The organism is Herpetosiphon giganteus, from assembly GCF_016907925.1.
Lineage (GTDB): Bacteria > Chloroflexota > Chloroflexia > Chloroflexales > Herpetosiphonaceae > Herpetosiphon > Herpetosiphon giganteus.
Genome location: NZ_JAFBCZ010000007.1, coordinates 97,809 through 119,284, shown reverse-complemented (window position 1 = coordinate 119,284; position 21,476 = coordinate 97,809). Strand labels below are relative to the sequence as shown.

The 21,476-nt window shown below is 52.0% G+C and carries 17 protein-coding genes and 1 pseudogene; 5 read left to right on the top strand and 13 right to left on the bottom strand.

Features of this window, described 5'->3' with window-relative positions; genetic code table 11:
* Window positions 1-188: 188 nt before the first annotated feature.
* The 9 genes and pseudogenes from ftsW to mraZ form a co-directional block, all read right to left on the bottom strand.
* Window positions 189-1,238, bottom strand: a pseudogene (ftsW, locus tag JOD20_RS08525) (putative lipid II flippase FtsW); the annotation flags it as partial.
* A gap of 49 nt (window positions 1,239-1,287) precedes the next feature.
* Window positions 1,288-2,151: a rhomboid family intramembrane serine protease gene (locus JOD20_RS08520; protein ID WP_204754860.1), complete on the bottom strand. Its 864-nt coding sequence runs from the start codon at window positions 2,149-2,151 to the stop codon at window positions 1,288-1,290.
* A 152-nt stretch (window positions 2,152-2,303) separates the two neighbouring features.
* Window positions 2,304-3,602: a UDP-N-acetylmuramoyl-L-alanine--D-glutamate ligase gene (murD, locus tag JOD20_RS08515; RefSeq protein ID WP_204754859.1), complete on the bottom strand. Its 1,299-nt coding sequence runs from the start codon at window positions 3,600-3,602 to the stop codon at window positions 2,304-2,306.
* A 61-nt stretch (window positions 3,603-3,663) separates the two neighbouring features.
* On the bottom strand, window positions 3,664-4,821 hold the full coding sequence (gene mraY, locus JOD20_RS08510; RefSeq protein ID WP_204754858.1) for a phospho-N-acetylmuramoyl-pentapeptide-transferase: 1,158 nt from the start codon (window positions 4,819-4,821) through the stop codon (window positions 3,664-3,666).
* On the bottom strand, window positions 4,818-6,287 hold the full coding sequence (locus JOD20_RS08505) for a UDP-N-acetylmuramoyl-tripeptide--D-alanyl-D-alanine ligase (protein WP_204754857.1): 1,470 nt from the start codon (window positions 6,285-6,287) through the stop codon (window positions 4,818-4,820). The genes mraY and JOD20_RS08505 overlap by 4 nt, the downstream gene beginning before the upstream one ends.
* 46 nt (window positions 6,288-6,333) lie before the next feature.
* Window positions 6,334-8,160 (bottom strand): peptidoglycan D,D-transpeptidase FtsI family protein, encoded by a 1,827-nt coding sequence (locus tag JOD20_RS08500; protein ID WP_204754856.1) that lies wholly within the window; start codon window positions 8,158-8,160, stop codon window positions 6,334-6,336.
* A gap of 36 nt (window positions 8,161-8,196) precedes the next feature.
* A complete protein-coding gene (locus JOD20_RS08495; protein ID WP_054534907.1) occupies window positions 8,197-8,568 on the bottom strand; it encodes a hypothetical protein in 372 nt (123 codons plus the stop codon).
* Window positions 8,569-8,591: 23 nt separating this feature from the next.
* A complete protein-coding gene (gene rsmH / locus JOD20_RS08490) occupies window positions 8,592-9,602 on the bottom strand; it encodes a 16S rRNA (cytosine(1402)-N(4))-methyltransferase RsmH (RefSeq protein ID WP_204754855.1) in 1,011 nt (336 codons plus the stop codon).
* An 11-nt stretch (window positions 9,603-9,613) separates the two neighbouring features.
* Window positions 9,614-10,045 carry a division/cell wall cluster transcriptional repressor MraZ gene (gene mraZ, locus JOD20_RS08485; RefSeq protein ID WP_204754854.1) on the bottom strand — a complete coding sequence of 144 codons (432 nt, stop codon included), beginning with the start codon at window positions 10,043-10,045 and terminating at the stop codon, window positions 9,614-9,616.
* 300 nt (window positions 10,046-10,345) lie between these two features.
* Here mraZ and JOD20_RS08480 point away from each other — a divergent pair, with 300 nt between their 5' ends.
* Both JOD20_RS08480 and JOD20_RS08475 read left to right on the top strand, forming a co-directional pair.
* Window positions 10,346-13,414, top strand: coding sequence for a GAF domain-containing protein (locus JOD20_RS08480; RefSeq protein ID WP_204754853.1), 3,069 nt, complete (start codon window positions 10,346-10,348; stop codon window positions 13,412-13,414).
* Between the two features lie 2 nt (window positions 13,415-13,416).
* Window positions 13,417-13,797, top strand: coding sequence for a DUF2231 domain-containing protein (locus tag JOD20_RS08475; RefSeq protein ID WP_204754852.1), 381 nt, complete (start codon window positions 13,417-13,419; stop codon window positions 13,795-13,797).
* A gap of 362 nt (window positions 13,798-14,159) precedes the next feature.
* Here JOD20_RS08475 and JOD20_RS08470 read toward each other — a convergent pair whose 3' ends face one another.
* Complete coding sequence (locus tag JOD20_RS08470) at window positions 14,160-14,606, bottom strand: DUF1801 domain-containing protein (protein ID WP_204754851.1); 447 nt, start codon at window positions 14,604-14,606, stop codon at window positions 14,160-14,162.
* Between the two features lie 3 nt (window positions 14,607-14,609).
* A complete protein-coding gene (locus JOD20_RS08465) occupies window positions 14,610-15,584 on the bottom strand; it encodes an aminoglycoside phosphotransferase family protein (RefSeq protein WP_204754850.1) in 975 nt (324 codons plus the stop codon).
* A gap of 93 nt (window positions 15,585-15,677) precedes the next feature.
* On the opposite strand from JOD20_RS08465, the gene JOD20_RS08460 reads away from it, so the two are divergent.
* Window positions 15,678-16,100 (top strand): hypothetical protein, encoded by a 423-nt coding sequence (locus JOD20_RS08460; protein ID WP_204754849.1) that lies wholly within the window; start codon window positions 15,678-15,680, stop codon window positions 16,098-16,100.
* Here JOD20_RS08460 and JOD20_RS08455 read toward each other — a convergent pair.
* Together JOD20_RS08455 and JOD20_RS08450 are read right to left on the bottom strand one after the other, a co-directional pair.
* A complete protein-coding gene (locus JOD20_RS08455) occupies window positions 16,097-16,483 on the bottom strand; it encodes a hypothetical protein (RefSeq protein ID WP_204754848.1) in 387 nt (128 codons plus the stop codon). The genes JOD20_RS08460 and JOD20_RS08455 overlap by 4 nt on opposite strands.
* Window positions 16,484-16,648: 165 nt before the next feature.
* Window positions 16,649-18,652, bottom strand: coding sequence for a PAS domain S-box protein (locus JOD20_RS08450; protein WP_204754847.1), 2,004 nt, complete (start codon window positions 18,650-18,652; stop codon window positions 16,649-16,651).
* Window positions 18,653-19,038: 386 nt separating this feature from the next.
* Here JOD20_RS08450 and rplI point away from each other — a divergent pair, with 386 nt between their 5' ends.
* Both rplI and dnaB read left to right on the top strand, forming a co-directional pair.
* Complete coding sequence (gene rplI, locus JOD20_RS08445; RefSeq protein ID WP_012191060.1) at window positions 19,039-19,545, top strand: 50S ribosomal protein L9; 507 nt, start codon at window positions 19,039-19,041, stop codon at window positions 19,543-19,545.
* 129 nt (window positions 19,546-19,674) lie between these two features.
* The gene (dnaB, locus tag JOD20_RS08440) at window positions 19,675-21,456 is read left to right on the top strand and encodes a replicative DNA helicase (RefSeq protein ID WP_204754846.1); all 1,782 of its coding nucleotides are present in this window, start codon (window positions 19,675-19,677) and stop codon (window positions 21,454-21,456) included.
* Window positions 21,457-21,476: the final 20 nt, after the last annotated feature.

Here is a 21,476-nt window from a genome sequence, read left to right as displayed (position 1 = left end):
AAGCTGCTTGCTCGCTGAGCTTCTTCAGAGCGCTGGCTACGGCCAAAGCCGGGTACACGTGGCCGCCCGTGCCACCGCCGCACAGCATCAGCAGCGGCGACCACTCGTGGTCGGAGTTGGCCAATTGTGGGGATGGAGCGTTCATTGGTTTGTTCCTCAGCCCGTTTCAACGGCGCATAACGGGTAACACTCAGCAGCAAGCCCGCCGCAATCATGGTCATCATCAACGATGAGCCACCATAGGAAATAAATGGCAATGTAATCCCGGTAAACGGAATCACGGTGGTTACCACCGCAATATTAATCAGCGCTTGCACGACGAGCCATGTCGTCACGCCAACTGCAATCAGTGCGCCAAATGGGTCGAGCGAGCGCGAAGCAATCCGGAAGCCACGGATAGCCAGCATAATAAAGGCTGCCAGCACCAAGCCTGCGCCAATCATGCCCAATTCTTCACCAATCACCGCATAAATTGCATCGGTATGGGCGAAGGGCAACCAGAAAAATTTCTGGCGGCTTTGGCCCAAGCCAACCCCAGTCCAGCCGCCAGAGCCAAGCGCATACAAAGCATGAATTGGTTGGTAGCCACCGTCGCGTGGGTAGCTAAATGGATCTTGCCAAACCAACACCCGCAACGCACGATAACCCGCCGATTGAATTGCTGTCCAACCAACCAGCGTGGTGATGCTGGCGGCAATTCCCAAGTGGGTCAAGCTTGCGCCAGAGGTAAACAAAATCGCGGCACTGATCACCACAATCACAATCGTGGTACTCATATTTGGTTGCAAGAGCACCAAGCCCGCCAACAGCCCAAGCATAATCCCAAATGGCAACAGCCCAGTGACAAATTGGCGAATTTTTGAGCCACGCCGCGAAAGCCAGTCGGCAAAATAAATAATTGCCGCAAACTTAGCAACCTCGCTTGGCTGCATCCCGATTGGCCCAATGTTAATCCAGCGGCTGGCTCCATTGACCTTGGTAATATGTTCGGGCAACAGCAATACCAGCAACAGCAAAAAGAGCGTCAGCGCCATCAAGGGCAAGGAAAACCGCCGTAACTTGCGATAATCGAACTGCATTGTGATAAACATTGCCACAACGCCAGCAATCGCCCACATGGTTTGGCGCAACACCCAATAGACCGAAGAATCGTACTCGGCATAGGCCACATAGAACGATGAGCTATAGACCATCACTAGCCCAAACGCAACTAGGCCAACCACGAGGGCTAGCAACATTCCATCAGGTTTTCGCGGAACTCGATCGTTCATGCCGACCTCCAACCGTCTAACGGGCACTTTGGATCCATGCTTGATAGAAATTTTCGAGCAACGCTCTGCTGCTTGCATCAGCCATGCGCTGGGTATGCACAAACCAGGTTGCGCCAACCACAAAGACTAAGGCCGCAACCACGCTCAGCCAACGAATTGGCGCAGGCGCTCGGGCCTCAATGCGCGGCTTAAACCAATCGGCAATATAGGCCAAACGTGGGGCCAATGCAAAGCCCAGCGCCAAACCCATCACCATGCCACCAATGTGGGCATAGTTATCAATCACCGATGAGAGCGATAAGCCAATAATCAGGTTAATTGCCGCCGTGCCAACCATTTGGCGCAAGTTCTGGCGCGCAAAATCACCCAGCACACTGCGGGCGGTCAGGAAGAAGCCAATCAAACAGCCAATCAGGCCGAAGATTGCGCCCGAAGCGCCAATCGAAGGGCTGCGCGGATCGCCAAATGCATACGAAGCCCAAGCCCCGCCAATGCCGGCAATTAGGTAAATTACGCTAAAGCTCAGGCTGCCATAAAAGCGCTCAACAGTTGGGCCAAGCGCATACAGGGCATACATATTGAAGCCAATATGTACCAGCCCGCCATGGAGCACGGTTGCGGTCAGCAAGCGCCACCATTCGCCGCCAATATCCATCAACGGTGACCATTTGGCTCCCAATTCGATCAGTACCAGCGCATCACCTTCGCTGCTGCCCATCACGTTCATGCCCTTGAGGATACAAACCACAAACATGATGACGTTGATCGCCATAAACACCCACGTAGCCCGTACTGGCGCATTCGGGAGTTGCACCATCACAGGCTGGCTGGGAGAATATTCAACACGCTCAGGCTCATAACCTGAATAGGGATCTTGCATAGTTTGCCAATTTCTGAGCCAATTGTAGCAATCAAGCTCAATAGCGACGAAACAAGAACTTAGGCCTTTGGCAATAACCATAATTGCAGAACCTTCACTATCGTGGCTGGTTTCACCAATTTTGGCTATAGCCCAATCTTCCTAAATAATTTTTAATCTTCCGCCAGTAGGCCGACAATCCGTCGGAATTCTTCGCCCCGATGAAATTCGTTGCGAAACATACCAAAGCTCGCCGCTCCAGGCGAGAGCAAAATTGTATCGCCAGCTTCAGCCAAGCTAAAAGCGGCGCGAATTGCTTGCTCAAACGATTGATAGCGCTCTTGCTCAGTGCCAAGCGCCGCAGTCAGCGCAGGCGAACCAGTGCCATCCAAGATAATGAGCTGTTTTAATTGGCTCGATTGTTGAATTGCCTCAACCAACGGAGTCCAAGCTAGCTTTTTATCAGCACCGCCAGCAATTAAAATCACTGGGCTACTCATCGAATTGAGCGCAGCGGCGGCAGCGGTTGGCGTAGTTGCTGCCGTATCGTTGACGAAACGCACGCCATTGATTTCGCGCACCAACTCCATGCGATGTTCAACCCCAGCAAAGTGCTCGATGGCATTGCGAATCGCTGCATCGGGAATGCCATAGGCTTGGGCCAAGGCCGCAGCAGCAGCGATATTCAAAGCATTATGTTGGCCTTGCAATTGGCCCAGCGGCCAGCCTTCGTTGCCATCAAACCAAATCACCCGCCCAGGTGCTTCGTTCGCCCAGGTCTTGACAATCAAATCGTGCTTGGGCAGCACCACCACATCATCAGGGTTTTGATACAGAAAAATTTGTTGCTTGGCTAATCCATAATCGGCCATCGAGCCATAGCGGTCGAGATGGTCAGGTGACAAATTGGTGACACAAGCATACTCTGGGCTTAACCCAGCCTCGCCCAAGCCTTCCAACTGCCACGATGATAGCTCCAGCACCACCGGCGTTTGGGCGCTGATGCGCGGCAATTGCTCCAATGCCGAAACCCGCAAGTTGCCAGCAACCACCGTATCGGGGTAAACCTCACGCAACATCGCCCCAGTCAACGTGGTGGTGGTGGTTTTGCCCTTGGTTCCAGTAATGCCAATAATCGGCGCTGGGCAAAGCCGGAAAAACAGCGTCATCTCCATTTCAATTGCTACGCCAGCGGCGCGAGCCAATTGCAAATAGCGCGATTCACGCGGCACACCTGGGTTGCGAATCACCATATCAACCAGCTCAAAATCTTGGTCGCGATGTTCGCCAAGCACAAACTCAACGGGCAAGCCTGCCAAAGCTGCTAAAGAAGGCTGCAACACTTCAGCACTGCGCAGATCGGTCACAATTACGTGTGCGCCTTGCTCCAGCAAAAAGCGGGTAACGCCTAAGCCGCCACCATGAACACCCAAGCCCATCACGGTTATTCGTTTGTTGCGTAAATCGAGCATGCCATGCCTTACTTTGCTAAATGCCTTGCGAGTACATCAAACCAAATCAATCAGCCGTGGCCTAATTTTCCAATGGCGATGGATACGGCGTGGCGGTCGGATCGTCGGTCGTGGTAAAAGGATTATCAGGAATCGTCGGCTGGGTTGAGCTTGTGCTGACTTGCTGGGGCAAGGCTGGATTCAAGGCCAGCGAAATGCCGATCATCGCCGCAATAATCCCAATCATCACAAAACGCTGAACAACTTGCATCTCCGACCAGCCAGTCAACTCGAAGTGATGGTGGATTGGGGTCATTTTGAAGACCCGCTTGCCAGTGCCAGTCGTGATCCGCGTATATTTGAAATAGTAGCGCTGAATCACCACCGAAGCGGCTTCGAGCACATAAATAATCCCGACAATTGGCAGCAACAACCATGCTTTGGAAATCAGCGCCACAATCGCCAAGGTTGCGCCCAAGGCCAACGAGCCAGTATCGCCCATAAAAACTTGGGCCGGATGAGCGTTGAACCACAAGAAGGCCACGCACGCGCCCGAAACCGTAAACGAGTAGGTCACCAAGTAATCGAAGCGATAGACGAAGGCAATTACGCCGAAGGCGGCAAAGGCAATCGCCGATGTCCAGCCCGCCAAGCCATCCATGCCATCGGAGAAATTAACGGCATTAGCCATCGCCACAATCAAAAATGTCGCAACCGGAATGTACCAGTAGCCAATATCGATGACACCAACAAACGGCACAACCACATCGCCGCCGTTAGCCAAGCCAAACGGCTTGGGCAGATACAAGGCCAGCGAAGCCAAAAAGGCAATCATGACCAGCCAAACCATTTTGAAGCGTTCGGTCAGGCCAAAGGTTTTCGAGCGCACTTTGGTCAGCGAAAGATAATCATCGAACGCGCCAAGAATGCCATAGCCAACCAAAGCCGCCAACGGTAAGAGCATCGACCAGCGATTAACCAGATTGAAAATCACCGTGATGATTACAACTGAGGCAATGATCATGACCCCGCCCATGGTTGGCGTGCCAATTTTGATCATATGGCTTTGCGGGCCGTCAACCCGAATTGCTTTGCCAATATTATGTGCCTTGAGCCAGCGAATCCACCAGCGGCCAAGAACTAACGTCAAAACAAAAGCGGCTCCAGCTAATAACAACGCTTCAGCCAGCTTGAGCACAAGCGCTCGCTGAAGTTCGACGACGACCTGTTCGTTATTCACGCCTTAGCCTCCGGCCTAACTTGCAAAGCATTCGCAACATCTTCCATAGCGGCAGCACGCGATCCTTTGACAAGGACGTAATCGTTCGCTTGGAGGGTCGATTGCAACGCCGCAATCACCGTAGCTTTGTCGGGTAGCACATGCACATGTTCTGCTGCCAGCCCTGATTCAATGGCTCCTTTGCCAATCCAATGGGCTTTTTCGCCCACAACATATAATTCATCGACCACATCGGCGGCCCGCACGCCAACCGAACGATGGCCAATTTCATCTTGCGGGCCAAGCTCGGCCATATCGCCAAACACGGCGATGCGGCGACCTTGCAGCTCGGCCAAGAGATTCAGCGCGGCAATACACGAAACTGGCGAAGCATTGTAGGTGTCGTCAATCAGGGTTGCGCCGCCAACCGCCGGATACGAGAGCAAGCGCAATTGAGCGCTGCTGCGCAACCCTTGAATTAGCGAATCCCATGAAAGCCCGAGCACAATCCCCACCGCTGCCGCCGCTAAGGCCGTATGCACGCTGTGCAAGCCAATCAAGGGCAATTTGATATGCCATTTTTCGCCACGATAATGCGCATCAAAGCCAATGCCATCTAAGCCACGGCTTTCGATGTTATCGGCCCACAAATCAGCCTGCGGGTCGAGGCCATAGGTAAAGACTTGGGCTTTGGTACGATTGCGCATCGCCAACACCCGCTGATCGTCGTAGTTGAGAATCGCCCAACCATCTTCTGGCAAGGCTTGCACCAATTCACTTTTGGCCTCGGCCACATTTTCGATGGTGTGCATGCGCTCCAAGTGCGATAAACCGACGTTGGTCACGATGCCAATTTGGGGCTGAGCAATCGTCGTGAGCAAGGCCAAATCGCCTTTGTTGTAGATGCCCATTTCGAGCACTGCAATCTGATGGTTTGGCTCAATCCCGAGCACGACCAAGGGCAAGGTATTTTCGCTATTGTAGGAGCGTGGGCTTTTATGGGTGCGCATGGTTGGTGCAAGCATGGCCGCCAACACCTCTTTGGTAGAGGTTTTGCCAACGCTGCCGGTAATTCCAACCACCACCAAATCGCGTTGCTGACGATGGCGAGTAGCCAAGCGTTGCAGCGCCAGCAACGGCTGATCAACGCTAATCAAAAAAAAGGCATTGGCTGGCGCAGTTTCAGGAATTTGGCCCAAATCGGGATCAAGCTCAACAAAAGGCCGATCCAAGCCCAATTGGCTTGGATCGGTCAAACGCCCGCGTTGCACCAAAGCTGCGCGAACGCCGCGCGCTACCACCGCAGCAATAAACTCGTGACCATCGACCCGTTCACCTTGCAAGGCCACAAACAAACCATCATCGACAGCTTCGCGCGAATCGATGCAAGCACTCGTTATTGGTAAATTGGCCAACGCTGCGGGCAATTGCAAGCTTGGTTCGCTGGCAATTCGCACTCCATCAACCACCGTTTGTAAGCTTAGCATAGGCACTATCTCAAAGCCATGAACACCATGGCGCTAGTAGATTTCGTTATTGTTCAATTTGGCATTCGTGCACCAACTCTGGGTTGGGCGGAACTTGATAATGGGTCAGCAAGCGCTTGAACACCGCAGCATACACCGGAATCGCCTTTGTGCCCCAAATTTCTTGGGTGCGATCAAGCTTAACTAAGACCGTAAAGCGCGAATCTTCGATTGGGCCAAAGCCCATCACCGAGCCAATCGTGGCGTTTTCGTAGCCACCACGACCATCAGGAATTGAGCTAGTACCAGTTTTGGCCGCAATGTTGTAGCCAGGCACCAAGGGCACGCCGCCATTCCCCTGGCGATCATAATAGGCGCTACATTGCTTCCACCACATATCTTCTTGAAAAGCGTAATTGTTGTTGGCAGCGCGTACCATCATCTTGGCCACATCCATAGCCACATTATCATCAATTATGGTACGCAATACCTTTGGCTCAACCTTGTGGCACTCGCCGCGCTCACACCATTCTTGAATGATGTAGGGCTGCATCAAGTTGCCGCCATTGGCAATCGCCGACATCGCCCGCAAGTGTTGCAGCGGCGTTACCGCGATGCCTTGGCCGTAGCCATTGGTCGAAAGCACAATTGGCCGCCAATCGGCGGTGGTATCAGGCCATTGCACAATCCCAGCCTCTTCGCCACCCAACTCAATTCCGGTTGGCTGGCCATAGCCAAAATCGCGCAAGCCTTGATAGAAACCTTCTTCGCCCGCCATTTCGGCGTATTGCAAAGCGCCAACATTCGATGAATAGAGAATCACATTTTCGGGGGTCATCGGCGAGTGGCCGTTGGAATCGAAGTTGGCGCAACAGCCAGGTGCGCGGGCAATAAAGCCTGGGTCATCGACCACGCTATTGACCGTAAAGGCTTTGGCTTGCAAGCCTATTGCCAAGTTGATTGGCTTGAAGGTTGAGCCTGGCTCATACTGGTCGGTAATTGCGCCATTTTTGTTGTAGATTTCTGGCTGATATTCGGTATAGCGATTGGGATCAAATTTGTTGGACGTTGCCATGGCCAGAATCGCGCCAGTTTTGGAATCCATCACCGTAATTGAGCCACCGCTTGCGCCATGGTTGATCAACGCATTTTGCAATTCTTCTTCGGCAATATGCTGAGCGGTTGGGTCGATCGTTAAGGTAATATCTGCGCCATCGCGTGGCTCTTGCACGGTTGGTGGATCGATCCAAATCGAGTTGGCAGCAGAGTCGATTTCGGCTTCGAGCGAGCCAGCAACCCCAGCCAACAGCGAGTTGTTATAGCCCTCAACCCCGCTAATGCCCACATTTTCGTAATTGGCTACGCCAACGATATTGGCGGCAAACATGCCTTTGGGATAAACCCGCACTGGCTCCGGTGTGAGCGAAAGCGCCGTATTTTTGAGCGCCCGAATTTGCTCGCTCACTTCAGGCGTTAAGCGCCGCGCCAGCACCACATACTCGCGATCTTTGGTTTGCAACAATTGTTTGATTTCGCTGGGAGCTTTGCCGATCAATGGCGAAAGCAACAAGGCCAAACGATCAGATTCATTTGGATCGGCTACATCATCATCAATCAACGGTGGAGCCACGCCCAGCACATCGCGATCAACATTCATCGCCAAAACCCCGCCAGTACTATCGCGAATAATGCCGCGGGCTGGCTGAATTGTGCGATTTTGGCGAAACTCACTTTGCGCCAAGCCCGAAAGCTGATCATGGCGCTGAACTTGAACTTCAAACAATTTATGGGCATTTGCCAAAGCAAAGACCACACAGATCAACAAAATGGCGTTGATGCGCCAGCGTGAGAGCAAGGGTTGATGCTGGGGAGTTGGAGCGGTACGCGCGGCCATGCAAGTTCCTCCAAAGCGCAAGAGCGGGAACGGGCGCTAACGAGCCTGAACCGTCCAACGATGGTGTGGTAGTTCAATAATCAGATATTCTGCTTGGCTGGATGCAATGGGGGCAAAGCCCAAGGCGGTTGCTCGTTGGCGAATCACCTCAAGCGATTGCGATTGTTCAATCTCATACAGCAACTGGTTATTGGCGCGCACCAATTTAGTTTGCTGCACTTCAAGTTGCTCTAGCCGAAAACCAAGCGCGGCAATTCGGCCAGTTTGGGCCAAATACAGCATACACATCAAGGCCACCACAACCGCGAGTGCAATTAACACGCTGGCGCGGCGTTGGCTGGTTGGTTGGCTGGTGCTGCGATTACGGATGGCACTCAGGCCACCAATTGGTTGAGATTGAACCGCCATCAAGAATCCTCCGACAGGTGTATCTATGCTTCGGGCGCAAGCGCCGTCGTTAAGCGTCGTTCGGCAACCCGCAATTTGGCTGAGCGGGCGCGTGGGTTGGCTTTGAGTTCTTCTGCTGTGGCCTCGATTGGCTTACGGCTCAACACCTCAAGCGTTGGCACATAATCGCAATCGCGCCCAACTGGGTAAATGCATGCCCGTGGGCCGCTTTTCGCAGCACAACTATGCGGGCAGGCCAAAATTTCGAGCTTGGCAGGAATCAAACATTCGCTTGCTTGATCGCGCATCCATTCCTTGACGATCCGATCTTCTAAGGAATGAAAGGTGATGACCGCTAAACGCCCGCCTGGTGCTAAGAGTTTGGTCGCGGCGGCTAAACCTTCGCGCAATGCCCCCAATTCATCGTTGACCGCAATCCGCAAGGCTTGAAAGGTGCGCGTTGCTGGATGGGTCTTGCCTGCTTGGCCACCCACGGCGCTGCGCACCAAGCTTGCCAATTGCGCGGTGCTGGTAATTGGGCTTTTGGCCCGTTGCTCAACGATTCGGCGGGCAATCCGGCGCGAAAGCCGTTCCTCGCCATATTCATAAATCACATTCGCCAAATCAGTTTCATTCAGCCGCGCAATCAAATCGGCGGCGCTTTCGCCCTGAGTTGGATTCATACGCATATCAAGCGGCGCGTCGTACTGAAACGAAAAGCCCCGTTCAGGCAGATCGAGCTGCGGCGATGAAACCCCAATATCGAGTAGAATGCCATCGACTTGCTGCCAGCCGTGTTGGGCTGCAAGGCTCGCCATCTGGCGATAATTGCCATGCATCAAGCTTACACGGTCGCCATAACTGGCGAGGCGTTCGCGAGCGGCAGCCAAAGCCATCGGGTCTTGATCGATGGCGAGTAATTGGCCGGAAGGGCCGCTGCCAGCAAGGATGCCGCTGCTATGGCCGCCCCAACCGAGGGTGCCATCGATATAGCGTCCAGCAGGGCGTAAATTAAGCGCTGCCAGCGTGGCATCATACAAAACTGGAATATGCATTACTCACCATACTAGATCCCAAAGGCCGCGACGTGCTCGGCCAAGAGCGGCGCTTCGTCGGCAAAACTATCGAGCACCGTTTGCCAGCGCTCAGCCGACCAAATTTCAATAAAACTATCCATACCGGTAATGAGCGCTTGGCTCGTAATTGTGGCATACTGGCGTAAGTTGGGTGGCAACACGATGCGGCCCTGTTTATCGAGGCCCAGATCGCTTGCGCCAGCAAACATCAAACGGCGTAAATTACGCGCTGAAGGTTGACTAATCGGCAGAGCATTGATCCGAGCAGCCAATTCACGCCAGACAGGCATTGGGTAAAGCAGCAAGTTTTGGTCGAAACCACGGGTCAACACCAGACCATCGGCTAAGCCAGCCCGAAATTTGGCTGGAATCGCCAAGCGCCCTTTATCGTCAACCGTATGTTCATATTCGCCCAAAAACATGGCTTGCTCCCACTGTCAAGGCTTTTACGCTCAGATGTTCGCCTGGCAACTGCCCCACATTTCCCCACTTTGCCCCACTTCCATCGCCATTATAGGCCATGGATTATGTTTTTTCAACCGCAGGCCATGGCGCAACATGACAAAACGCTAACAAAAACCAAGCCAAAAGGCTTGACGAAGCATAGCCAAATCTGCGCTAAAATAGAGGTAAAGCAGCAAGCCAAAGCCCGATTTTGCGCTTGACGCTACCATGCTCATCGCTATAGAATGAGGGAGCATCTTCCTGAGACGAGGCTCACCATGACCAGGCCGCTCTTGCTGAGTTTTTGCAGTGCGACCATAACCGCGCTCTTGTTTGGATTGGGTTGGCTGGCCCAGCTTCCGATGCCTTGGATTTTGGCCTTAGGGGTTGTGCAAGCAGGCATTATGTGGTGGCAGCTTCCATGGGCTGTTGGCAGTGCCATCAGCATGGCGCTCATTGCATGGTTTGCTGGCATTAATCAGGTTGGGTGGCTAGCCCTGTTGGTTGGTGGGTGGGTGGCTCAAGGCGGCTTACCAGCCCTCATTTTTCGCCTGTATCGGTATCCCTACGATATGTCGCGCGAATCGGCCCTGAATGGTTTTTTGGCCAGCGGGGTGCTGTTTAACACTGCGATTAGCGCCTTTTGTATGAGCGCCGTTGGTTGGCAAGTCGGTTGGATCGAAGAACATGCAGTATTGGTCACAACGGCCTTGATTTGGCTGACCAATAGTTTGGGTTCGTTGATCATCACGCTGCCAATGTTGCGTTTAGGCACGCCGTGGCTTTCGACGCGCGGTCTTTTTGGCACGCCTGCCGCTTTGCAACGCAGTATTCATCGCACAACCATCACCCGCAGCGATGTCTTACAATTAATCTTTATGCTGGCAATTGTCGGCCTGATCGGCTGGGGCATCGATCGGGTGGCCTATATTCCGGTGCAATTTTTAAATGTCTTGTTCCTCTTGCCAATTGTGGCCTTCACCGCCCGCCATGGCTTCGATGGCGCGTTGCTCTCGGCCACAGGCAGTATGTTAATCGCACTCTCATTTTTCCTTGACGAAACTAGCCGCATGCGCCGAGTTGGCACGCTGGGCAACGATCGGGTCGCCTTTGCCAGCATCGTCTTTGAACTGGGCGTGTATTACCTGATCAGCATGATCGGCGGTTTATTAATTGATATTCAACGCGCCGAAAAACAGCGCCTCGCTATGTTGAGCCATGTCAATCGGATTTTCAATCAAGCCCAACAAGAAGATTTGCTTGATCAATTGGTGCAAACGGTCTGCGAAGCGCTGCAAACCAACGTTGGCATTATGTTTCATTATGATGCCCACAGCCAAACCCTCAAGCCGCTCGCTTGGCAAATGCCCAAAAATTGCTCGATTGAGGTTATTTCGCAAGCGCTGCTAACTTACTTCCCCGGTTTGCAGCATATGGCCCAAACCAGCGCTAGCGCCTATCATCATAACGATCGCGATGCAGCCACGACCACCAGCGCTTTTTGGCTCGAAACTGGTCTAGTCGCAGCGCTCTTAGTGCCATTGGTCGGGCGCAACGGCACGTTGGGCTTGATGGCCTTGTTTGATCAACGGCCTGAGCGCCATTTTGGCCGCAGCAATATCAACTTTGCCGAGGCGATTTGTTCGCAAGCGGCGATTGCGCTCGAACAACGCGACCTGATTACGACCTTGCAACAACAAACCGAGCAACTGAGCGCTGTCTCGAATATCACCGCCACGCTCAACGCCACCCTCAATCTCGAAGTCGTCTGCCATCGCATCGCCCAGCAAATCGAGCGGGTCGTGCCCTACGATTGGGCGTGTGTGGCCTTGGCAACCGAGCAAACTCGTTTCTTTAGCGTGCTGATGAAAACTGGCCGCGCCGAAGTTGACCTGCTCGATAAAACCTTGGTGCTTTCGCCAGAAATTTGGCAGGATTTTGGGCCAATCGATGCACCGCCCTATCGCATGATTATGAACAGCTCGCCAATTAGCCGCGCTGCTGAGCTACGCCAAATTGGCTTGGCGGTGGCCTTGCTCGTGCCATTGCGCCGCGATGATCGCTGGCTCGGCGTGCTGGTGCTTTCCAGCTTCGATCCTGATGCTTTTCCACCAGCTCACCAACATTTGTTGCAAATTCTAGCGCGCCACATGGCTTTGGCAATCTCCAACGCCCAGTTGTATCAAGAGCTTGAGCAAGCCTACCGCGCCAAACAAGAGGCCCAAGATGTGTTGCTGCAAACCGAGCGGTTGCGGGCTTTGGGCGAATTGTCGAGCGGCATCGCCCACGATTTCAACAATTTGATTGCTGGGATTTTGGGCCACACCCAATTATTGCTGATCGAAGCGCCAGAAGAGCAACGCGAAGGCTTGGTTGTGATTGAGCAAGCCGCCCGTGATGGTCGGCATATGGTTGAGCGAATTCAGCAATTTACCCGCGCTCAGCAGCCAGAAGATCACGAAATGGTCGATTTGAACACGATTATCAATGATGTGATTAAGCTGATTCGGCCACGTTGGCGCAGCCGCCCTGCCAGCACCATGATTCAAACCAGAATTGAAAAAAGCCAAATTCCGTTGATCTATGGTTCGCCGTTTGCCTTGCGTGAAGTGCTGACCAACGTGGTGCTGAATGCCACCGATGCCATGCCCAAAGGCGGCATTTTGACGATTCGCACCGAGCAAGTTGACGACGACGTGATTATGGAAATCAGCGATACAGGCATTGGCATGAATGAAGAAACCCAAGTACGCATGTGGGAGCCATTTTTCAGTACCAAAGGCGAGCATGGCACTGGGCTTGGGCTTTCGATGACCCACGCAATCGTGGTGCAACATCACGGTGGGCGGGTTGCGGTGCAAAGCGAGGTCGGCGTTGGCAGCACCATTTCGCTGGTCTTTCCAATTCCGCGCCCTGAAACATCGAACGACCCAATGCAAGTTGGTGGGGCGCAAGCCTTGCAACGCGGCACAATTCTGGTGGTCGAAAGCGATACGCGGGTGCAATCGGCCTTGGCAGGCTTGCTCGAAAGTTTGGGGCATACGGTGGTTTGCGCCGATAGCGGCACGCTGGCCTTGGATTTAGCCTATGCCCGCGATTTTGATGCCTTGATTGCCGATAGCGGCCTGACCGACATCAATGCTTGGGATTTGACCGAATTGCTTAAAACTCGTGACCCGTTGTTGGTAGCAATGTTGCTGACCGTCTGGAATGCGCCAGATCTTGATACGCGCCGCCATGTGTTCGATGCAGTGCTGCCAAAACCATTTGAATCGCAAGTTTTGGGCGAAACAATCGGCTTTTTGCTGAATAATCGCACCAAATTGGCCAATAATATGGAGAACTAAGCATGAGTTTGCATCCTCAAGCAGTTCATTTTCCCATTGCACTCTTGCTGGTTAGCTCAATTTTAACCTTGTGGAACGAGCGCCATCCGCATCACGAGCTAGCAATTACCGCCCGTTGGTGCTTAAAAATCGGCTGGTGGAGCAGCTTGCTGGCGGTGATGACTGGCATTTTAGCCGTAGCCTTGGCCTTCGACCAAATTCGCCAGCAATTAACTTGGATCAATAGTCATGCGGTGGTTAGCCTGAGTTTGGTGGCAGTTTATTGGCGTTTGGTGTTGGGCAAGCCATTGCCTGCCGAAGCCCAAAAACGCCGGCATCTGGTTGGCATTGGGTTAATTGTGCTAGCTGGCTGGCTGGGCGGCCAATTGAGCGAGCGAATCTGATCCACGAAACGAACGAAGAGCACGAAGGTTCGAAACCGCGAAGGACACGAAGGGACACGAAGGGCTATAGGCTTTGGGCTTTTGGCTTTCGGGAATTCTTGACGTACCACAAAACGTTCCGCTAGCCTTCAGCCTTCACCCTCTGCGTTAAATTCGATCCACGAAGCGCACGAAGAGCACGAAGGTGAGAAACCGCGAAGGACACGAAGAATTATTTTAGCCACAGATTGACACAGATTCCACGGATTATTTTCCCATAGCCTATAGCCCTCAGCCCATAGCCATCGGTTCTATGCTCTATGTTCTCTGTTCTTTTTGACTTTTGACTTCTGCCTTTTGATGTTATTTTCATCCCTCATCCTTCATCCTTCCGCACGCATCGCCTGATAATAGCCAATATATTCATCGACCGAATAGCGTTGAATAACCTCGGCAACCACCGCGAGCGGCAGATCGTCGAGCTTGCGGAAGCGCAAACACGATTTGCCCATATCGAATTTCTTGCCTGCTTGGCTAAATTGCTCCTGGAGCCAAGCGACCACCGGCTCGTCGTAGGCAACGCACATCAAATACAAGCTATAGTGCTTTTTCTGGGCCGCCAAAGCCGCATAACTCAAAGGCTGCTGATTGTAGGTCTTGGGAAAACGGGCGAGTGGCACTTCATAGCTCAGCATGCCCCAAGCAAGGGTTTCTACAAAGCCCGCTGGCAAATGCTGGAGAATCGTTTGGCGCACTGGCTCGATCACGCTACGCTGTTCGGGCGTGAGTTCGGCCAGGTATACTTCAACCGTCGTGGCATTACTTTTCATCAACTACCTCCATTGATTGATGGTCTGTTGAGCTAAATCCAAATAACGCTGATAATTGGCTTGGGCGGTGGTCAGCCACGCTGGAGGGCGCTCGACCAGCCGTGCGTCAAGGCCGCGTGGCACTTCATACAGATAGCGCTGCCAACGTACCACCCACCAAATCAGCATCAAGGTATGATAAACCTCAATCCGCTGAGCAGCACTCGGATCGTCGCCAAAGCCGCAATAGGCCTGCACAAACGCTTGCCACTGTTCCGCCGTGACTTCAGCATAGGCCGGATGAGTCATCAAATCGACAATTTCAAAGGCAGGATCGCCCCAGCCAGCATTTTCCCAATCGACTGAAACAAATCCGGTTGGCGTTTGCAGGAAATTGCGCCAATTGCTATCGACCCGACACAAACTCAGTGGCACGCTTGAAAACTCAGGCGCAACCCACGTTTCGAGCCAAACCAATAAGGCTTCAAGCTCAGCGGGCAGTTGGGCGGCGGGCAATTTCGCGCAATGCTCGGCAATCAACTGCTTGCCAACAGCGACGCTGTGCATATTTAATGTTGCCATGGGCAATTCAAGCCTGCTTGAAGCTTGGCTGATTTGGCGCACGGCCCAATAATGTTCAACCAAGCCTTGCCATTGGGCAGCAGCCTGCGGCACGTTGGTTAATGCAGGATAATCGAGCCACGTTTGCACAACGACTGGCTGCGCAAAACTGGCTTCGTCGAGCAAAACTTCCTGCGGTGCCAGCACCCGATCAGCGTGGGTTAAGGCCTGAAGTGCTTGATATTCACGCCACGCCCGCCGACGTTCATCGCGAATTGTCCATTTAATTGCATAATCGCTGTCGCCCAATTGAGCACGATAAACCCGATTATTTGCTCCGCCAGCAATTGGAGTTAATCGCCAGCTCTGCCATTGATTTGGGGCAATTAACGATTCAGTTGCCAAATATTCAAGCACTGCACTCAAAGGCTGCTGCATAGCCACACTTTCTGCTTGTTACTCATTTGTTACCTTCCACATATAAAGTTTATGCTTTAATTGAAGAGGAAATATATAGTATTGTGAGGTTCAATGTATCAAGCACCACCAACATATCACAAAAATCGATCATTAATCAAGCAGTTGTGGTTAAAAATAATATTAGTAGCACTTATTAATGGATCAATTGCCAATATCGCACTTTGGGTAAAGCATCACGAAGGTATTTTCTGGAGTTTAAGCTATCAACGAATTGGTTTAATTTATGCAATAATAATCGTGTTTGGCAATAGTTTATTTTTCGTTAATTTGATTATACTTAGCCTGCTTAGGCCAACATCACAACGCTATCGTTTGTATAGCGCAAGCTATTTGATTTTGATTCTTGTTGGTAATGATCGGCTGTTTTGGTTTATTTTTGGTGCAGATTTTGCCCAATTGTATTTATCGCGAGTTCCTATAACCCTCTTCACGTTGCATTTATTATGGCGTTGGCGACAGTTCATCAAACATTAGCGTTTGCTGCGTGGTACAGCCAACGCCTGAGCGAGTTTCACAATATTCAATTCGCCATAGCTTTGTTGCACAAATGTGGTTAATTGCTGGGTATGGTTGAGCAATTGGGCATAGCGGGAATCTCGTAGCCAGATTGCATCAAAAAATTGCGAGGTTTTATCATAGAGTTTAAATAACTTGGTCAAATCGCTGCGTTGCCAAATCTCGCGCATTTCATGATCAAAGCTATCGAAGGTCATTTCTTGCACCAATTGGCGCACTTGTTGCGGCGTGTTTTCCAGCAAATCGGCGCTAGTATCCTCAAGCAAATCGTGCCAAAGCAACACAATCGAGCCAACCCGCCGCGTCGTTTCGGGCAGCAATGGCTCGGCCAAAATTGTCATAGCACACCAAATTGGGTGCATGGCATAGGGCGTGCGGCCATCCCACAAGCGCACTTGGTTTTGGGGCGTGCGCGCTTGAAAGGTATGCGCATGGATAGTGTGGGCAATGGCTGCGCCTAATTCAGTTGCCCAGGCTTCAGTTTCGGCGTTGATAAGCCACCTCGCTTAGGCTAAACGGCGATTCAACGCCCGTTCAATCCCGCTTTGCAAATTACTCAAGGTCACAACATCGTTCAGGTTGATGCCCAAGCTGACCAAGGTCTGGGCAATTTCTGGGCGAATGCCGGTCAGCACGACCTCGGCTCCGAGCAAGCGCACCGCCCGCGCCGCTTGTAGCAAGGCTCCAGCCACTTGCGTATCGACCACAGGCACGCCGGTGAGATCCAAAATAACGACTCCAGCGTTCATTTGGCTCACGCCTTGCAGCAGCGATTCGACGATCTGGCTGGCGCGCGCCGAATCGATTGAGCCAATTAGCGGCATAATCACTGTGCGCTCGTTGATTGGAATTAACGGGGTTGAAAGCTCACGCAAGGCAGCTGCTTGGGCCTCGATAATTTGACCCTGCATTTGGTCACGCATCACTTCTGCCTGTTTACGCTCAGTCATATCCTGGACCAAACCCAACATGCGCACCGCAACGCCCTCTTTGTTTGGAATAAAGAAGCCGCGATCCAAGAGCCAAATGTAATGGCCAGCATGGTGCAAAAAGCGATATTCAACCGCGTAGCTGCTACAGGCATTCTGGGCAACGTCGAGCAAACGCAAAGCTTCGGGAGCATCTTCTGGATGAATGCCAGCCGCCCACGCATCGACGCTCACGCTAAATTCGGCCTTGGGATAACCCAAAATCTTGGTAACCGAATCGCTCCATTCGATGCGATTGTTGAGCACATCGTAATCGTACATCACCAATTCAACCGTCGACATGATCAAATCGAAGCGTTGTTGCCAATCTAAAAGCTCTTGGGCAATCTTACGGCGCTCGGTAATATCGAAAAAGGTCGCAATTGCATATTCAATTTCGTTGTTGGTGTCGTAGATCGGGCGCGCAAAGACTTCAATCGAAATGGCAGGCTTGCCAGTATAGCGAAATTCCAAATCATCAAGGTGCACCATTTCGCCCCTGAGCGCACGTTGGGTTGGCAATTCCTCGCGGGGATAGATTGTTTCGCTGCCAACTTTATAGGTGCGATAGGTTTCAGTTTGTTCGCTGACTGGAAGCATGACATTTTGGCCAAGCAACTCTTGGGCTTTGGCATTGGCATAATAGGGCTTGCCGACAGGATCGATCACATACAAGCCAACTGGCGTTGCATCGAGAAACTGTTGCAAGCGATTTTGCAAGCGGCGCAAGGCAGCTTCGTTTTCACGTTGCGCCGTAATATCCATCAACACGCCATCCCACAGAATATCGCCAGCCTCGGTGCGAGTTGGCCGCGAAGCCCCGCGCACCCAACGCACCACCCCATCGTAGACCACACGGCCTTCCCATTGCCAAGCTTCGAGCAATTGGCCCGATTCGACAAACGAGCGAATAAATTCTGGCTGATCCTCGGGGTGAACCCAATTGTAGAGCGCATCGCGCTCCGAGGTGAGGCGTTCTGGCGCGATGCCAAAAGCTTGGCGAATGCCTTCGCTCACATAGGGAAATTCGCTCGAGCCATCGGGATGCAGCACAAACTGAAAGACCATACCTGGCACATTCGAAATAATCCGCGAAAGCCGAGCTTGGGTTTCGGAGAGCGAGCGTGAGGCTTGGGCAGCGCTGGTTACATCGCGCAAAACGGCCACCAAACCGATCACTTGGTTGGCATCACGAACTGGTTGCTTGATGCTGCGGGTGGTGATCAACGAGCCATCGGGAGCATTCGAGCGTTCTTCAAACTCGCTGCCAAGGCCACTGCGCAACACTTGGCGGTCGTGGCTTTGATATTCCGCGGCATAAACATCATCACTCGACCGATCCTCGGCAACCCGAAACTGCTCAAGCGGCAGGCCAAACCATTCGCGAAAGGCCCGATTGGCATACTCAATCGTCAGATCAGCGTTTTTATATACAATCGCATCAGGCACCGTATCGAGCATAGCCTGCAAAATACGATTTTCTTGTTCAAGCTGAGCAACCCGAGCAGCTAAATCGACAGGTGAAGATGGATCGTGTGCCATAGCTGCACTCCTAAAATCCTTTGGCGATGGGCGAAAACGTGGAAGTAGCTTAATTTTACCATAGACGTTTGGGCTAGGGAATAGTCGAAAGGATGAAAGATGAAGGATGAAGGACGAAGAAAACTATCAAGGATGCAGTTATTTTATGAATTATGCAGGATTTCATCCCTCATAATTCATCCTTTCCAAAGGGTAATTCATCCCTCATAATTCATAATTCATCCTTCTAAAAGATTTTGACGAGAATTTATGATCTATGGTAAGATAACGTGCAGCCCCAAATTTGGGGCTATTCTCATGGTATGCTCCCTCACATGATGAGGGTTGTAAATACAAGCCCGCAGATGTGGCGGGCACCAGCACCGCTAAACTAAAGGAGCTATTCCGTGAAGGTTCTGTTGATTCAAGATGTCGAACACCTTGGTACTGCGGGCGACATCAAAGAAGTATCTGGTGGCTACGGTCGCAACTATTTATTGCCCAAGAAGCTGGCTGTGTTTGCAACACCTGGTTTGATCAAGCAAGCTGAAGAACGCTTGGCCAAACAACGCAAACTTGAAGCTAAACAACGCGAAGAATTACGCGGTTTGGCCGACAGCATCAATGGCGTGACCTTGAAGTTTGTTACCAAAGTTGGCGAACAAGATCGCTTGTACGGTTCAGTAACCAGCTCAGACATTGCTGAAAAATTGCAAGCAGCCATCGGTCAAGAAGTTGATCGCCGCAAAATTCAACTCGACGAGCCAATCAAGCGCACTGGTGTGTATTCAATCGGCGTGCGTTTGCTCGCTGGGCTTGAGCCACACATCAATGTCGTGGTCGAAGGTGAAAATGGTGAAGGTAGTGTTCAGCCCGCAGCCGAAGCTGCCGAAGTTGCGAGCACCGAAGCCTAGTTCATTCGTTTGGTCCAACCGCTGATGCCGCGCCAATGAGCGCGGCATCAGTGCTTTAGCCGCTGGTATCCACAGCTTTTCGACTGTGAATCCACCCGTTATCCCAACATTTTCCACATCGAGGTCGCTATGGATAAGTCGTTACCCGCCGATATTAATGCCGAACGTGCCACGCTTGGTTCGATTTTGCTTGATCGTGATGCAATTATTCCGGTTGCGCCTTGGCTCGCTAGCGACTATTTTTATCTTGAAAAACACGGTTTGATTTTTAATGCCCAAGTAGCCTGCTACAATCGCCGTGTGCCCCCCGATTTGGTTAATGTTACCGATGAATTGCGCCGCAAAGATGAATTAGATGCTGTCGGCGGCGTGCCCTATTTGCTTGAGCTTTCGAATAGCGTGCCTACCTCGGTGCACGTCGAATACTATGCCCGCATCGTCGAACGTACCGCCCTGTTGCGGCGTTTGATCATCGCTGGCGGTAAGATTGCAGCCCTCGGCTACGACGAAACTCAAGAGCTTGAAGCAGCGCTCGATCAGGCCGAATCGGAGTTGTTCGCGGTTTCGCAGCGGCGCACCACCGATGGCTTTATTCACATCGGCGCGGTCGTTGATAGTTTCTTCGACCAAATTAGCCAGATGCAAGAGCGCGGCGGCGAAGTTGTTGGCCTCAAAACTGGCTTTAACGATTTTGATAAATTAACTGGTGGCTTGCAACGCTCCGACTTGTTGATTTTGGCGGCGCGGCCTGCAACCGGCAAAACCAGTTTGGCCTTGAATATTGCCTACAACGCTGCCAAAGAATCGGAAGCCTGCGTAGCAATTTTTAGCCTCGAAATGAGCCGCGACCAGTTGATGCAGCGGATTTTGGCCACCGAAACTGGCGTAGATATGCAAAAGCTGCGCACCGGCCAAATTCGCGATAGTGATTTGCAATTGCTCACCGAGGCGCTTGGCAAGCTCTCCACTATGTCAATTTATATCGACGATTCGCCTGGAGCCAGCATTATGGATGTGCGCTCCAAATGTCGGCGCTTGCAAGCAGAAGCAGGCATCGATCTGATTATCATCGATTATTTGCAGTTGATGCAGGGCGGCGGCAAGCGCGATGGCAACCGTGTGCAGGAAATTAGCGAAATTAGCCGTGGCCTTAAAGCCTTGGCGCGTGAAATCAACGTGCCAGTGATTGCCCTATCGCAGCTTTCGCGGGCCGTCGAAAGCCGTACCACCCACGTCCCCATGCTCTCCGACTTGAGAGAATCGGGCTGTCTCACAGGCGATACCCAAATCTATTTGCCAGATCAAGGTCATTATGTGCGAATTGATCAATTGGTAGGCCAACAAGGCTTTAATGTTCTAGCGCTCAATCAAGCAACATGGAAGCTCGAATCACGGCCTGTTACCAATGCCTTTACGACGGGCACAAAGCCTGTTTTCAAACTTCTTACCAAGCTAGGCCGCAGCATTCGCGCCACAGCTAACCATAAATTCTTAACCATTGATGGCTGGAAGCGCCTTGATGAACTCCATCATACCAGCCAAATTGCAATCCCGCAGGAACTTACTCTAGAACTTGGCAGCAACAATCCCCAAACAACAATTGAATGGGAAACAATCGTTAGCATTGAACCAGATGGGGTGGAGCCAGTGTATGATTTGACAGTCGATACGCTGCATAATTTTGTCGCGAATAACATTATTGTGCATAACAGCATTGAGCAAGATGCGGATATTGTGATGTTCATTTATCGCGAAGAATTGTATGATCCCGAAACTGATAAGAAAGGGATCGCCGAAATTCACCTTGCCAAGCATCGTAACGGCCCAACTGGGATTGTACCCTTGCGCTTTTTCCGCTCAACAACCAAATTCGCCAATTTAGAGACCTATCGCCAACCAGAAGGCTACTAAGCATCGAGAAATTCTCTCAC

What these genes read in the sequence shown, in the direction of transcription:
- JOD20_RS08470 (WP_204754851.1), bottom strand. Translation starts at nt 14,606, where the DNA reads ATGAAAAGTAATGCCACGACGGTTGAAGTATACCTGGCCGAACTCACG.
- JOD20_RS08480 (WP_204754853.1), top strand. Translation starts at nt 10,346, where the DNA reads ATGACCAGGCCGCTCTTGCTGAGTTTTTGCAGTGCGACCATAACCGCG.
- JOD20_RS08465 (WP_204754850.1), bottom strand. Translation starts at nt 15,584, where the DNA reads ATGCAGCAGCCTTTGAGTGCAGTGCTTGAATATTTGGCAACTGAATCG.
- dnaB (WP_204754846.1), top strand. Translation starts at nt 19,675, where the DNA reads ATGGATAAGTCGTTACCCGCCGATATTAATGCCGAACGTGCCACGCTT.
- JOD20_RS08450 (WP_204754847.1), bottom strand. Translation starts at nt 18,652, where the DNA reads ATGGCACACGATCCATCTTCACCTGTCGATTTAGCTGCTCGGGTTGCT.
- JOD20_RS08520 (WP_204754860.1), bottom strand. Translation starts at nt 2,151, where the DNA reads ATGCAAGATCCCTATTCAGGTTATGAGCCTGAGCGTGTTGAATATTCT.
- JOD20_RS08500 (WP_204754856.1), bottom strand. Translation starts at nt 8,160, where the DNA reads ATGGCCGCGCGTACCGCTCCAACTCCCCAGCATCAACCCTTGCTCTCA.
- JOD20_RS08475 (WP_204754852.1), top strand. Translation starts at nt 13,417, where the DNA reads ATGAGTTTGCATCCTCAAGCAGTTCATTTTCCCATTGCACTCTTGCTG.
- JOD20_RS08495 (WP_054534907.1), bottom strand. Translation starts at nt 8,568, where the DNA reads ATGGCGGTTCAATCTCAACCAATTGGTGGCCTGAGTGCCATCCGTAAT.
- mraZ (WP_204754854.1), bottom strand. Translation starts at nt 10,045, where the DNA reads ATGTTTTTGGGCGAATATGAACATACGGTTGACGATAAAGGGCGCTTG.
- JOD20_RS08460 (WP_204754849.1), top strand. Translation starts at nt 15,678, where the DNA reads ATGTATCAAGCACCACCAACATATCACAAAAATCGATCATTAATCAAG.
- JOD20_RS08455 (WP_204754848.1), bottom strand. Translation starts at nt 16,483, where the DNA reads ATGACAATTTTGGCCGAGCCATTGCTGCCCGAAACGACGCGGCGGGTT.
- rsmH (WP_204754855.1), bottom strand. Translation starts at nt 9,602, where the DNA reads ATGCATATTCCAGTTTTGTATGATGCCACGCTGGCAGCGCTTAATTTA.
- JOD20_RS08505 (WP_204754857.1), bottom strand. Translation starts at nt 6,287, where the DNA reads ATGCTAAGCTTACAAACGGTGGTTGATGGAGTGCGAATTGCCAGCGAA.
- murD (WP_204754859.1), bottom strand. Translation starts at nt 3,602, where the DNA reads ATGCTCGATTTACGCAACAAACGAATAACCGTGATGGGCTTGGGTGTT.